Origin of the sequence: Desulfosarcina variabilis str. Montpellier, from assembly GCF_048565275.1 — a bacterium.
GTDB lineage: Bacteria > Desulfobacterota > Desulfobacteria > Desulfobacterales > Desulfosarcinaceae > Desulfosarcina > Desulfosarcina variabilis.
The window spans coordinates 1,808,349-1,821,321 of sequence record NZ_CP159846.1 but is presented as its reverse complement, the minus strand read 5'-3'; the positions used below and the strand labels follow the sequence as shown (position 1 = coordinate 1,821,321).

Below are 12,973 nucleotides of genomic sequence, written 5' to 3'. Positions count from 1 at the left end.
CAGGCTCTTAAACCGTATTTCGCAGAACAGCCTCAATGGCCCGGGGAAGCTGATCAATCAACTCGCATACCTGGCTGGCCGGTGTAAGGTCGGCCAGTGCGCCGGCCTTGCGATTGATTCGACCCGCCGCCACGGCGGCTGTCGGGACAGACTGTCTGCAGGCACCGATCAAGGCCGTGGCCAGACCGGTCAGGGTGTCACCGGTGCCGCCCATGGCTTCCATAGCCTCCACACGGGGATGGTCGACACGATGCAGAATACCGGATCGATCAGCCAGGTGGTCAACTTCCCCTTTCACCAGAAGATGATGCGCCGCGTTATCGTGATGGTAGGCACGGCGGATGAGATCCGGCACGTTGTTCTCTTCGTGAAGAATGAATCCGCGGGTGTAGAACGGGTGGGGCGCGGTTTCGTCGGCCAGAAAGGCCAGCTCGCCCACATCGGGTGTAAACAGGTCATAAGCCGGGGCCTGGCCGCTCATCTTGGCCGCATACATGAACCCGGCATCGGCAATCAAAAGGGGTTTTTGGGGCATCTGCTCGATGGCGAACATGACCCGGTTATGCCAGTCCACATCCGGCTGCAGATAGTGAAAGGTCAGGCTTTCAACATCCTCGCCGGCCAGGTTTTGGGTGAGAAATTCGTATAAACGCCGGCTGCCTTTCCCCAGGCCGATGTCGCCAACCAAAATTCCGGTAATTTTGCCTTGCCCGGTAATGTCCATGGCCGTGGCCGCTGCAGCCAACAGCGCCGGTGTACCCCGGTTGACAGGCACACGCTTCCCATCGATCATCAGAAACGGACCGTCCACGGTAACCTCGCCCACGGTGAGCGGAAACTCCTCAACCGGCACGGTCCCGACGACTATGCGCATCGCCGCACGCTCTCCGCAAACGCCAGATCCAGGGCATAACCGCACAGGGTGTGTCCGATATCCCTGGGCCGGGGCGCATCATCAAGGCTTTGCCCCACCATCTGCTGGGCCAGATAAGGCACATCCGGGCACCCGCCCCCCGAGACATTGACAATCCGGCGGGTCTTTTTCTCAACAACGATTTTCATGTTCGCGGCCCGCACCATCAGAAAATCACCGAAATCCTTGACCAGAAAAAGCCCCACCGGCTCCAAGAGCGGGCCGGTTACCGGAACCACCGACAGGGGCACCAGATCGGCCTGCTCCAGTAGACGCAATATGTTCAGTTCCTCGATCAGCGGAAAGGTGATCACCAGGTCGCAACCCGAACGAATTTCCGGCGGCGGGCCCATGACCTGAACGGCCCATCCAGCCTGTTTGATCCGCTTTTCGGCCTGAATCACCTCGCTGGTGTTTTCGAAAACCAGAAACCCCCGGTCAGCTTGTTGATCGGCCGCCGGCTCAGCCGCCGATCCACTAAACCGCTTTAGAAAATTGAAAAACGCCAAGGTTAGGGCCTGTTGATATAGAGCTGATAGCCATCGCCGTCAGGCTCGATACGGGTAACCGTGCACCCCTGGCTTTGCGCGGCCCGGGAAACGTTTTCCTTGGACGTGTCCGTATCCACCAGAACGACGATTTCCGGTTCACTGCCTTTTTTGATTTCATCCAGGGTCATCAGCACCGGCTGCGGACATGACAATCCCCGAGCGTCAATGGTTGTACTCATAATCACTCTCCTTATGCTGATTTTTTGCGCATTGTAAAACCGATAAACACACACACGGCAAGGCCGATGATCACCGCGGCAATACCATGGGGACCGACCCCTTTGGGTGAACTGGCCAGGCCAAAATTGTGGGCAAACCCCGCGCCGACAATCATGCCCATTACAAACACGGCCGAATCCCCATCTCCCTCACCAGCGAGAAACAACTGCCGTCCGGGGCATCCGCCGGCCAGGGCAAAGGCCAGACCGGCCAGCATCATCCCGGCAAAATTCCACACATGCATGGTGTGCGCCACAGGCTGGCCGCTAAACCCCGGATGGAACTGGCCCACGGCCAGGTTGGTCAAAAAGGCAAACACCACCAGGCTGATAAAACCGCACAGCAGGTGAATCTGACCGAACAATACCAGGTCCCGGATGGCGCCCATGGTGCAAAACCGGCTGCGCTGCGCCAGAAAGCCGATGCCCAGACCCACAATCAAGGCCACAATCAAGGGCGCATGCATGGCACCGGGCCCTTTGAGGCTATAAAAAAGGATGTCGTTTTTGTCCTGGCCTTCGATTTGCGGGAAAATCAGGATGAGAATCAGAAAACCGAGCATGATCAGCGGCAGCATCCAGCCGACCGCCGCATGGGTGCTTTGGGTACGGCCCAGATTATATCCCTTTTTAAGAAATTGCGTGCCAATCCAGATGCCAGCGGTCAGGCCCAGCAATCCGAGGATGGCATTGCCGTCACCGCCGGCCAGCCTTAAAACAGCCCGCCAGGGGCATCCCAAAAAGACCAGGGCGCCGATCATGGCAAACGCACCGAGCACAAAGCGAACAATAGGCGCCGAGCCCACACGGGGCCGATACTCCTTAAAGATATAGGCAGCTATCATCGATCCGATCACAAACCCGATGATTTCCGGGCGCATGTATTGCACCACGGCAGCCCGGTGCAGCCCCAAGGCACCGGCAATATCGCGTTCGAAGCAGGCCACGCAAATCCCCATGTTTCCGGGGTTGCCAAGTTTCTGCAGCAATGCAGCCAGAATTCCGATCAACCCTCCCACACCAATAATTCCCCAACGACTGGCAAAAACGTTTTTCATTATCGCAGCCTTCTCCTTTCCTTGGGTAACGCGATTCTTTATGAGCAAAATTTCGTATTTCACGGAAAATCGGAGAAGTCCAATCTATAATTTGGATAAAATAAAAAAGCATTATAGACAAACTCAATCAACCCATAAATACTCCGGCATGCAACAAGAAGTCCGAAATTCAATCGGTTAACTAGGTTTGACGAATGGTGAGATAATGAAAAGATGGGACATGGAGCCGTTATTGGACCATCGCCCCAATAAAACACCAGATCGACCCCGTATAGCGATCGGTCGTGGCGGTGGCCGATGCGCTGTAATCCGAATCGGAGGCTTCCTTGTAGGCCCGCAGGCGATAATAGTAGGTGGTGTCGCTGGAAAGATTATAACTCTCATAGGACGTTCTATCTGCACTAACAGTCGCGATTTGGACGTAATTATCCTCATTTTTCTTGCTGCGTTCAATCTTGAAGCCCAACTCATCATCGCTGTTATCCGTCCAAGTCAGGGAAATGGTGTTTTCATCCTGGGTCTCGGCCTCAAGGTCACTGGGAGCGGAGGGCTTTGTATCGCCAATGAAAACACCGATGGAAGCGGCATCGTCGGTCTGGTCGGTAAGATAGTCTTCAACAGATTCATCATCCATATCGATTCGGCTGATCGATCCATCATACTGATTGACCACGTAGGCAAACATCCCATTAATCGGCGCCGAGACGCCACAGGGTCCATCGCCCACATTAAACGTGCGGTAGATCGTATTGTCCGATGTCTGGATGACCGTGACCGTATCCGAATAATTGTTGGTCACATACACGTAGTCCCCCTGGGCGCCCACGGCAACCCCCCAGGGGCCATCATCAACGTACAAGGTATCGGTAACACTTTCGTCATCCGTATCGATGATCGACACCGAATTATCCTCGGAATTGGCCACATATGCATAGTTGCCATCCGGCGTCACCGCCACACCGATGGGGTCGTCGCCCACATTGATCGTCGTTATTTCATTGTCTTCACCGATTACGCTGACGGTGCCGTCATTATAGTTGGTCACATAAACAACTGGTGTTGAATTTTCCTCGTCATAGCGCGCCGCCACGCCCCATGGCCCCTCGCCCACATCAATGGTCTCCACGATCGTGCGGGTGGACAAACTGACCTGGGAAACCGTATTGTTGTCGTAGTTGGCCACGTAAGCATAGCTTCCCTTGGGATCGACGGCGACACCGTGGGGGGCGCTACCGACCGGCAAGGTTTCCACAATCTGGGAAAAATCGGACGTGTTAATGAATACCAGCGCATCACTTTCCAGCAGGGTCACCAACACCTGATTTCCATCGGGTGTGACGGCAACGCCATAAGGCGTATCCCCCACTTCAAGGGAGGTGACGTCATCGCTGGTGTCAAAGACCTGCAGCAGTTCATCGGCACCATAATCGGCGATATAGGCGGTGGTTTCGGCAAAAACGGCCCCGGCCGAGTAGCATAAAAAGCAACAAACGGTTATAATCATTAATATTGTATTTCGCATATCATTCTCACTTATCGTGTAAAAAACGGCATCAGCCAAGAACTTTATAGTTGCCCTCATACCAATTTCTCAAATCACTCGCAAACCATTTGGAAAACCGACGATCGGACGGACCGCCGGCCAGATTGGTATGGATCTCGTCGGTGGCCATGTCACAGATCATGCGATAGGTGGGGCTGAAGGTCGTCAACCGACCGGCATGCCTGAATATCTGCCCCTGAGTAATGGTTGCCCGAGATCCGGGCAAGGCCAGGGGGCCGACATCGAACCCCAAAAAACGGGGCAAGCGCCCCCCCAAAAGCAAATGCGCCAAGGTAATCGTACGGGTCGTTGCGTAGGCCATGGGCGCTGTGCGCAGCCCTTCTTCAATCCCCTGCTTGAGCAAGGTGTCCCTGGAGGCGTTGTCAAACCAGGCTGACGCCGGCTTTTCGAGTATTTTATCCAGATTCACATAGTACTCATTGAAAAGGCAGGTTTCCGAAAACAAATACCCAATCACATCGCGGCCCAGCCCGTGATCGCCAAACACCACATCGATAATTGCGCGATAAACCGATTCGAAAAGCATGGCCCCCTTGGATTGTGCATCGTAGTGCAGGTCCCATTCCTTGAGCATGCGACCGTTGTCCGTATCCGGCAGCAATGGCGCGATCAATTTCATCAATCGCTCGGCCTGCAGCGAGTAAAGATCGTATTGCATGTCTTTCATGTAGGCCACATCAATCGCATCACCGCTTTCCAGCAGGTCAATGATGCGATCCGCCCGATACGGCCCCATGCAAAGGGTGATGGGGCGGCACGTTCCCAGATAGTTCAGGTCCTGGTTGGCGGTGACAATAATACCCTCCGGCGGGTTGAACACCTGGGGCAGATCTTCAGGGTCGTTAAACCCGTCCGGGCCTGTTGCCTCTTCCCAGCCGGCATGGGGCAGCAATCCGCTGATGCCCGGTGGCCGGTTGAAATGGCGGCCGCTCATCTGGTAGCCGATATTGCCCCGGATATCGGCCAGCACCCAATTCATGGCCACGGCTTCCATTTGCCGCAGCAGGGCCATGCCCGTTTGCACATCCCGCGCACCGAGCAGTTGAATCATGGTGTCGACATCCTTGGCCCCGCAGCCGCTGGCAGCGGACCAGCCCAGCACCAGGTAATGGCCCGCTTGATGGGGATCGCCTTCCAGCAGGCCGTTTTCATTCTCGTGGATGGTGATCCGGATATCGGGTTTGTTTTTTACACGAATGGTTTCTTCCCGCACGGCAAACGGCAGCCAACCGTCTTTTCGATAATAACGGCCGTCCCGACAACGCTCGATGCGGTAGTCGAGCATGTCCATGTAGGCATAGGTGGCACTCCAGGCCAGGTAACGGCTGCGGCCGATAATCAAGCCGGGCACACCAGGCAGACTGACCCCGGCAAGGGTGTTGCCGGGCATGTGCAGAACAACCTCCTGCCAGACGTTGGGCAGGCGGTTGACCTCCAGATGCGGATCGCCGCACAGCATGGGAAATCCCGACTGCGTATGGCGGCCGGATACAGCCCAGTTGTTGGAGGCGTTGAAACGCGGCAGCCGATCGAGCCATGCCACTGCCTCCGGCACTAAAGGGGGCTCCAGCTTCACCTGACCCATCAAATCGATATCCACGGGATCCGCAAGATAAGGGAACAGTTCCCTGATCTTATTAAGGGCCAGGCCTTGCTGAATGATCTGCACCAGAAACTTTTCCATGTTGGCCTGAACCTCGGCCAACCCCAAAAATCCGAACACCTTGCCGAGCAGCAGACAGTCAACCACCGTGTAGGGATCGGGCCGGCGATATCCCAGCAACCTGAATTCAAAGACGGGTCCATTGGCCTCCATCCAATGATTGAAACCACTGGCATAGGCGTCCAGCGCCGCTCGGGTATCCGGTGATAACCGGTCAAGCTGGACATCGGCGTCGGGGAGAAAATTCATCCGTCGCATGTAGGTATCGACGGCGATCAGGGCATCCTCGCCCTTGATCAGTTCAGCCGCCCGCCCCTGTAAAAGGATGCGGGTCATCAGGATCTGCAGTTGACGATCGTTGGCATGCACCCATCCGAGCCCATGCATCAGGTCTGGCACGGTTTGGGCGGTAATTTCCGGGATGCCGTGCGCGTTTCTCAGAATACGGATCATTCCGCTGCGACCCGTAAGGGCAATGGGACTGGATTTTAGTTTTGCGGCCAATGTCAGACCGGTCCATAAATCAACAACAATGTGGCCACGGCTACGGCATGGAACAGCCAGGCCGGCAAAATGCTATGCGAGCGTTCCCGGATCATGCCAGCGCCAAGTCCGAAAATAACCGCTACCACGGCGTATTTTACCAGAATACCGTTGGTCAGGCTTTCCATGAGGGGAACGGCAGACAGCATGTTCATCTGCAGACCAACGACAACAACATAAAGCAGTGAAGATCCAATGGTGGGACCGGAAAAAAACCACTTGCTTTCAGAGTCCTGAATCGTGGCCAGCCTGGCCATCATTCCATGCACCAGACTACGGAACAACAGTTCCAGGCTGAGCGGGATCAGCACCAACGCCATGATCCAGGCCGTTGGGGTATCAGCAATGAACATCGACGGCCTGGGAACGAGAATATCACCGGTAAGCCCGCAAAGAATGGCAAACGGCAAAATGAGCCACCAGTCCTTGCCGGTGGGCAGCATGATACCGAATTGCCATGGCCGATGCCAGGCCACGACAGTCAGCATAATCGTGGAAAAGACCAACATGGCCAGGTGGTATCCGAACATCTGGGTTTGCACACAGACACTGGCCGTGTCCCACCCGAACCAGCTGAGTGGATGCCAATTCTGCCCCGTGGCAATAGCAGCGACAACGACCAGCAGGGCAAAGGCCGCACTGGTCAAAAAGCGCTTCACGTGGCGGATATCGCTTCGTTTTTCAATCACATCACGGCAGGCCGAAACAATCTGTTCCGGGCTCAGCCGGGTACCACTGTCCCTGGGTGAGCCGCCGATATCGCCGGAGCCGCCCCAGCGATTGATGCCTGTACGCCCCTTGACCGTGGGATCCATGAAATTGAGCCGTTGATACACATCCTCCAGGGTCACCGGCATGAACAGGTCCATCTGTCTCAGGGTGTATTCATGCTCCCCTTTGCGAAGCGCCACCCATCCCAGACGGTTACCGTAAAGCTTGTTCAGGTGGGGCTCCAGTTCGTAGATTCCGAGGTCAGACGCGATCACAACGGCGATCCGGTTATTGATCAACTCGATCCTGGCCAATTCCTCGATGCCCTTGAAGTCATCCAACTCCCCAACTTTAATCAGGAATTGATCCAGCTTGCGCAAGACACCGATGGTATAGTCCAGATAATCGGTTTTCGACCATTCACCGGATTTTTTCAGTTCCAATTCACTGACTCGCAGTCGATCGATAATGCGCACCAATTTTTGTAAAAGCTCGGCCGGAAAGCCGCTAAGCTCCCGCATTTCAAGGCCCAGCGCATCGATAATGCCTTCCACACGGACCAGGGCAAACAGGGAGCGACGGTGAATGGCGTTTGGATTATTGATCCGCTGGTGATTCAGAATAATCCAGATGGCAAGGATGGTGTCCAGATCCGGCTCATTGGCATATATTTTCCATTCGCGGTCGCGCAGGTCGAGGCCCTTGACGCACATGATCAGGGCCTGCTCACAGGTTGCCAGGGTGAAGGTACGCACACACCCCTCGTGGTGGTCCAGGTTGTAGACCTTTTTTTCATGATCGAGAAAAGGCGCTATCTGGGCCACCCCATCCAGGTAGATCGTTCCCGGCGGCGCTTTTTTGGCGGCAGAAGCAGTGACCGTCAGGCTGGCTTTGATGGACACCTGAAGATTGGGCGCTTCAAGACAGGTCAGGACCCGATCCCCCCCCTCCCCTTTTAAGGCGTACCGGTCCGGAAAAGTGGGACCGGTATGATTGGGCGTGATCGTCATATTTTCCAGCACAAACGGTGCTTGTTCGTTATCTTCCAATTCCATGGAATCATCCTAGGCATTGTCCTGGGCCTGTGGGACAGTCAGTCATACTACTCATCAATAACAATCACAGCAGACAGGGTCAACAGGTTAATGCGCTGCCATAATATCGAAAACACCTAAAAAAACATCATTTCAATGAGAAATAACGATAGCCAGGCCGACCAGTAGATACTGAAACGGGTGCACCCGCCGGTGATGCATGGTTTCGGACAGAAAAAACGCCATGAAGGCAAAAACGATGAACATCAGGACCATAACACGTCCTTTCTTGATGGTTATTCATGAAAGGCAACGTAGACGAAAAAGGTGAACGGTCGATGAACCGACTGTTAAATATATGTGAAGATCCGGTGAACGACAGGCCACAATGCTAAACAAGCAGCATTGAACGCATGGAAATCGAGGCCAGATCAAAGCCGGTGCTGAAGTATTGCACCGTATCGCTGGGCCGGCGTTGGGCCAGGACATAGAGCACGGGTAAAAAATGATCCCAGGTGGGATGGGCCTGTTTGGCCAAATCCCCCAGAGATCTGAAATCGGCAACAGCGTCGTCCTCACCTCGGTCGATGAATGCGGTTATCTTACGGTCAAATTCCTCGGCCCAGTCATATGGGGGGGCGTCGCTACGCATGACCCATAAATTATGCACCAGGTTGCCGCTGCCCACGATCAACACGCCCGCATCCCTTAAGGATGAAAGGGCCCGGGCCATTTGAAAATGGTCCTGGGGCGGCATGCGATAATCCAGGCTCAGTTGGAAAACGGGAATATCAGCAGCCGGAAACATACGGATGAGCACCGACCAGGCACCATGGTCAAGTCCCCACGCATCGTCGGCCAAAATCTGCCGGGTCGTGATCAATCCCATGACCTGCCGGGCCAATTCCGGTGCACCGGGTGCAGGATAACGCTGTTCGAACAGCTGGTAGGGAAAACCACTGAAATCATGGATAGTTTCCGGCGAGTCGGCCACACTCACGCGGGTATCGCCATCGGTCAGCCAGTGGGCGGATATGCACAAAATGGCCGTTGGCCGGGGCAGATGCGTTCCCAGGGCGTTCCAGGTGACGCTGAATGGTGTATCCTGGATGGCGTTCATGGGGCTGCCATGGCCCACAAACAAAACGGGCATGGGATCGGTGGGTTGACGGTTGCTCAATGCCGTGGTGATTGCGGATAAATCTTCCATATGGGGGGGTTCCTGGTTTGTGGGTTAAGGTATAAGGTATAAGGTATAAGGTGTAAGGTGTAAGGTTAATGGGTGATGGGTGATGGGTGATATTGGTTTGGAAATGGCGTTCGTAAAATCATTTTCCATTTTCCATTCTCAATTCGCCACTCCCCTGATTCGTCCCACCGCCGCCTCAACGGCTTCCAGAATTTCACCGGAACGCAGGACCCGGACCAGGGTTTCCATATCCTTGTATAGTTCCCTGTCCCGGTCCATATAGGGAACGTATCGCCGAATGACCTGGTACGCCGCCCGGGTCCCCTTACCCGCCGCCAGGGGCTGTTTTTCGGCCAAAAGATCGTAAGCCTGGGCTGCGCACAACAGCTCGATGGCAATCACGGTTTCCACATTGGTCAGAATGTCGCGGCTCTGGCGGATGGCAATGGTGCCCATGCTTACGTGGTCCTCTTTGTTGGCCGACGTGGGAATGGAATCCACACAGGCCGGATGGGCCAGAACCTTGTTTTCGGATACCAACGCCGCAGCGGCATACTGGCCGATCATGTAGCCGGAATTGATGCCGCCCTCATGGACCAGGAAGGCCGGCAGCTCGCTGAGTTGGGGATTCACCATCCGCTCGATGCGCCGCTCGGAAACACTGCCCAGTTCCGCCAGCCCCATGGAAAGGTAATCCGCGGCCATGGCCACGGGCTGACCGTGAAAATTGCCCCCCAGCCGGACCTCTTCGGTATCGGGAAAAATCAAGGGATTGGTGGTGGTGGAATTGATTTCGATGTCGATCACCCGACGGGCATGGGCCACGGCATCCTTGCTGGCCCCATGGATCTGGGGCGAACATCTCAGCGTATACGCATCCTGAACCCGGGCACACCCCTCATGCGAGGTGATGATCTCACTGTCCGCAGTCAGATGCAGCATGTTATCGGCGGTGACCCGCTGGCCGGGATGGGGACGCACTTCATGAATGCGCGGGTCAAACTCACTATTGGAGCCCATAAGCACTTCCAGCGTCATGGCGCAGGCGATGTCGGCCATTTTGGAAAGACGCACCGCATCGTTTACCACCAATGCACCGATGGCGGTCATCACCTGGGTACCGTTGATCAGGGCCAGCCCTTCCCCGGCAGCCAGACGCAATGGCGGCAAACCGATGTTTTTCAACGCCTCGGCACCGGATATCCGCCGACCGCCGTAAAAGGCCTCCCCTTTTCCGATCAAGACCAGCCCCAAATGGGCCGTGGGTGCCAAATCACCACTGGCACCCACCGATCCCTTCTCCGGTACCACCGGTGTAACCCCGTGGTTTAAAAATGCCAGCAGATAGCGGATGGTCTCCATACGGCATCCCGAATAGCCCAGGCACAGGTCGTGGACCCGAAGCGCCATGATGGCCCGTACCACCGGCTCGGGCAGGGGGTTGCCCACACCAGCGGCATGGCTCATGAGAATATTTTCCTGCAGCCGCCGGGTATCCTTTTTCGAAATGGTCACATTGCATAGGGCCCCGAATCCGGTGGTAATACCGTAGATCACCCGTTTTTCCCGGACCCAGCGCTCGATCAGGGCACTGGTCCGGGCCACCCGTCTTTCCGCAGCGGCAGACACAGCCACCGGCCGGTTGGATCGGGCGACGGTCACCAGATCATTAATGGCAAACGGCGATTTATCCAGCATCAATGGTTTCATGAGGGTCACATTGTCTCCATTGTCAGTCCGGTCGGTTACCGGTTTTTTCAGATAGGCACCAAGTATTTTATAGGACAAGCGACGAATGGATGCAATCCAGTATAGAATACCACCATTTGGCATTTGACATTCATGGACGCGCGAATGTCGGAAAGAAAGGCAACCCTTCAAATTTACATACGTGGCCCTGAGAGAGCTTTCCAAGCCCATTTCAATGCGTCAATGGATGTGGTAGATAAAAACTCTGGCCATGGTTTTCCCCAATTACCCACTGCTCCCAAACCAAGGAATCTTCAAATGAAAACGTCCCCCACCGATCAATGCATTGTACTCCCCTTTCAGCCCCAGTCCTCCCAACCGTTCAGCGGTATCGGGCTGGCGCTCCATTTTCTACTGGGAAATGTGCTGGTCCTTCACACCGGACTCAAAGAGATGTGGTTTGGCTGGCGAGTAAAAAAAATTTTCCCCCAACAGGAGGCATTTCAGCACTACTGCAGGAATGCAACCGCCAATCTGGATTTATCCCAGGTCAGCCATGCGCAGAAGGTTCGTTTATGGATCCACGGCATTTTTTCAACCCCCTCGATCGAGCTTCACATTTTTGACGGCCAACACCGGGCAGCCGATGATGTGCCCATCGTCTTGGAGATCTCAACCGGTGACAGGCTGGTCGGGTTTCGCTCACAGTTCATAGACGGGCTGAAATCCATTGGCCATGCCATGCCGGAAAATCAAATTCAAGCGGCGCTGTGGCCGGAGACCATCGACCGCAAAGGACTGGATGCCGTCGGACGGGCCCTGGAGACATTCTACCTGTTCTCGACGTACGGGAACACTGCATCGCTGGACTCAACTTCTTTCGAAAAAGCGGTTGCCGCTGCACCGGAATCGTTCATGTCCCATGATCTTCTCGGCTGGGCACGTTACCGCAACAAGAATTACTCCAACGCGAAAGCGGCGTTTTTGACTGCCCTCCGAATCAATCCTGCCGGTGCCGGCGCCATGTCCGGCCTGATGTGGTGCGGCATTTACACCAAAGACCTGGAAGAGGCCATGTTCTGGTCGGGCCGCAAGGCCGAGGCATGCCGTCGGGATATCGAAGCTGCACGCCAGGCCTGCCGCCGGCGTTATCAAAAAGCGCACGCGTTAAGGGAATGATGTTAAAAGTGCATATTGGTCCTCATATACACATGCTTATCATTTTCTAAAACATCCTACCCCTGCCTAAAGATTCACCAATAAAGTGCGATAAAGTTGTATGGCAGCATCACACAATGCCTGTTTTATTCGCCCATTAATCATAAATTATTGGAGGAATCTCATGAAAAAAACAACTATCCTATTGGCATTCATGCTCTTGTTTTCATTTTCTTACGCAAACGCTGACGACAGCAAGGCAACCCCTGAAGACGTCTATAGCCTGGTGCTCAAGGCCTACGAAGTGGTAGCCAGCCTGGGGGAAGAATCTTTTCCCGCTTTCAACGATCCCAAAGGCGAGTTCGTATATAAAGATACATACGCCTATGTTCAGCGTTGTCCCAATGACATGATGGCCCACCCGTATGCTTTGGAAAAACTGAAAGGTATCAAGCTGGACGAAAAGTTTGAATTCAACTCAAGACTCTGCAAAGCCGGTGAACAACCCGGTGGGGGCTGGGGGGAATACTACTGGCCCAAGCCCGGAGAGACCGAACCGTCCCGCAAGGTAGCCTACGGCATAAAGGTCGAAGGGACTCCCTACACCATATTCGCCGGTATTTATAGCGACACGGCTAAAATCGAGGACCTGAACAAAACACTGCGTTAATTGACTTTAATA

12 protein-coding genes are annotated in these 12,973 nt (G+C 54.8%); 2 read left to right on the top strand and 10 right to left on the bottom strand.

What is annotated here, in order from left to right; genetic code table 11:
• Window positions 1-7 precede the first annotated feature (7 nt).
• The 10 genes from Dvar_RS08070 to hutH form a co-directional block, all read right to left on the bottom strand.
• Complete coding sequence (locus tag Dvar_RS08070; protein WP_419661181.1) at window positions 8-874, bottom strand: NAD(P)H-hydrate dehydratase; 867 nt, start codon at window positions 872-874, stop codon at window positions 8-10.
• The gene (locus tag Dvar_RS08065; protein WP_419661180.1) at window positions 865-1,422 is read right to left on the bottom strand and encodes a DUF3343 domain-containing protein; all 558 of its coding nucleotides are present in this window, start codon (window positions 1,420-1,422) and stop codon (window positions 865-867) included. The genes Dvar_RS08070 and Dvar_RS08065 overlap by 10 nt, the downstream gene beginning before the upstream one ends.
• Before the next feature lie 2 nt (window positions 1,423-1,424).
• Window positions 1,425-1,643 carry a sulfurtransferase TusA family protein gene (locus Dvar_RS08060; protein ID WP_419661179.1) on the bottom strand — a complete coding sequence of 73 codons (219 nt, stop codon included), beginning with the start codon at window positions 1,641-1,643 and terminating at the stop codon, window positions 1,425-1,427.
• Between the two features lie 11 nt (window positions 1,644-1,654).
• On the bottom strand, window positions 1,655-2,803 hold the full coding sequence (gene yedE / locus Dvar_RS08055; RefSeq protein WP_419661178.1) for a YedE family putative selenium transporter: 1,149 nt from the start codon (window positions 2,801-2,803) through the stop codon (window positions 1,655-1,657).
• Window positions 2,804-2,969: 166 nt separating this feature from the next.
• Window positions 2,970-4,262, bottom strand: coding sequence for a fibronectin type III domain-containing protein (locus tag Dvar_RS08050; protein WP_419661177.1), 1,293 nt, complete (start codon window positions 4,260-4,262; stop codon window positions 2,970-2,972).
• 31 nt (window positions 4,263-4,293) lie between these two features.
• The gene (locus tag Dvar_RS08045; RefSeq protein ID WP_419661176.1) at window positions 4,294-6,471 is read right to left on the bottom strand and encodes a penicillin acylase family protein; all 2,178 of its coding nucleotides are present in this window, start codon (window positions 6,469-6,471) and stop codon (window positions 4,294-4,296) included.
• Window positions 6,472-6,473: 2 nt separating this feature from the next.
• On the bottom strand, window positions 6,474-8,276 hold the full coding sequence (locus Dvar_RS08040) for a type II CAAX prenyl endopeptidase Rce1 family protein (protein WP_419661175.1): 1,803 nt from the start codon (window positions 8,274-8,276) through the stop codon (window positions 6,474-6,476).
• 132 nt (window positions 8,277-8,408) lie between these two features.
• On the bottom strand, window positions 8,409-8,531 hold the full coding sequence (locus tag Dvar_RS08035; protein WP_419661174.1) for an inner membrane CreD family protein: 123 nt from the start codon (window positions 8,529-8,531) through the stop codon (window positions 8,409-8,411).
• A 115-nt stretch (window positions 8,532-8,646) separates the two neighbouring features.
• Complete coding sequence (gene ygiD, locus Dvar_RS08030; protein ID WP_419661173.1) at window positions 8,647-9,465, bottom strand: 4,5-DOPA dioxygenase extradiol; 819 nt, start codon at window positions 9,463-9,465, stop codon at window positions 8,647-8,649.
• 138 nt (window positions 9,466-9,603) lie between these two features.
• Window positions 9,604-11,154, bottom strand: coding sequence for a histidine ammonia-lyase (hutH, locus tag Dvar_RS08025; RefSeq protein ID WP_419664087.1), 1,551 nt, complete (start codon window positions 11,152-11,154; stop codon window positions 9,604-9,606).
• Between the two features lie 297 nt (window positions 11,155-11,451).
• On the opposite strand from hutH, the gene Dvar_RS08020 reads away from it, so the two are divergent.
• Together Dvar_RS08020 and Dvar_RS08015 are read left to right on the top strand one after the other, a co-directional pair.
• Complete coding sequence (locus tag Dvar_RS08020) at window positions 11,452-12,312, top strand: tetratricopeptide repeat protein (protein WP_419661172.1); 861 nt, start codon at window positions 11,452-11,454, stop codon at window positions 12,310-12,312.
• Between the two features lie 163 nt (window positions 12,313-12,475).
• Window positions 12,476-12,961 (top strand): cache domain-containing protein, encoded by a 486-nt coding sequence (locus tag Dvar_RS08015; protein WP_419661171.1) that lies wholly within the window; start codon window positions 12,476-12,478, stop codon window positions 12,959-12,961.
• Window positions 12,962-12,973 lie beyond the last annotated feature (12 nt).

Coding starts and splice junctions, on each gene's coding strand:
- Dvar_RS08015 (WP_419661171.1), top strand. CDS start 12,476: ATGAAAAAAACAACTATCCTATTGGCATTCATGCTCTTGTTTTCATTT.
- ygiD (WP_419661173.1), bottom strand. CDS start 9,465: ATGGAAGATTTATCCGCAATCACCACGGCATTGAGCAACCGTCAACCC.
- Dvar_RS08040 (WP_419661175.1), bottom strand. CDS start 8,276: ATGGAATTGGAAGATAACGAACAAGCACCGTTTGTGCTGGAAAATATG.
- Dvar_RS08035 (WP_419661174.1), bottom strand. CDS start 8,531: ATGGTCCTGATGTTCATCGTTTTTGCCTTCATGGCGTTTTTTCTGTCC.
- hutH (WP_419664087.1), bottom strand. CDS start 11,154: ATGAAACCATTGATGCTGGATAAATCGCCGTTTGCCATTAATGATCTG.
- Dvar_RS08050 (WP_419661177.1), bottom strand. CDS start 4,262: ATGCGAAATACAATATTAATGATTATAACCGTTTGTTGCTTTTTATGC.
- Dvar_RS08020 (WP_419661172.1), top strand. CDS start 11,452: ATGAAAACGTCCCCCACCGATCAATGCATTGTACTCCCCTTTCAGCCC.
- Dvar_RS08070 (WP_419661181.1), bottom strand. CDS start 874: ATGCGCATAGTCGTCGGGACCGTGCCGGTTGAGGAGTTTCCGCTCACC.
- Dvar_RS08060 (WP_419661179.1), bottom strand. CDS start 1,643: ATGAGTACAACCATTGACGCTCGGGGATTGTCATGTCCGCAGCCGGTG.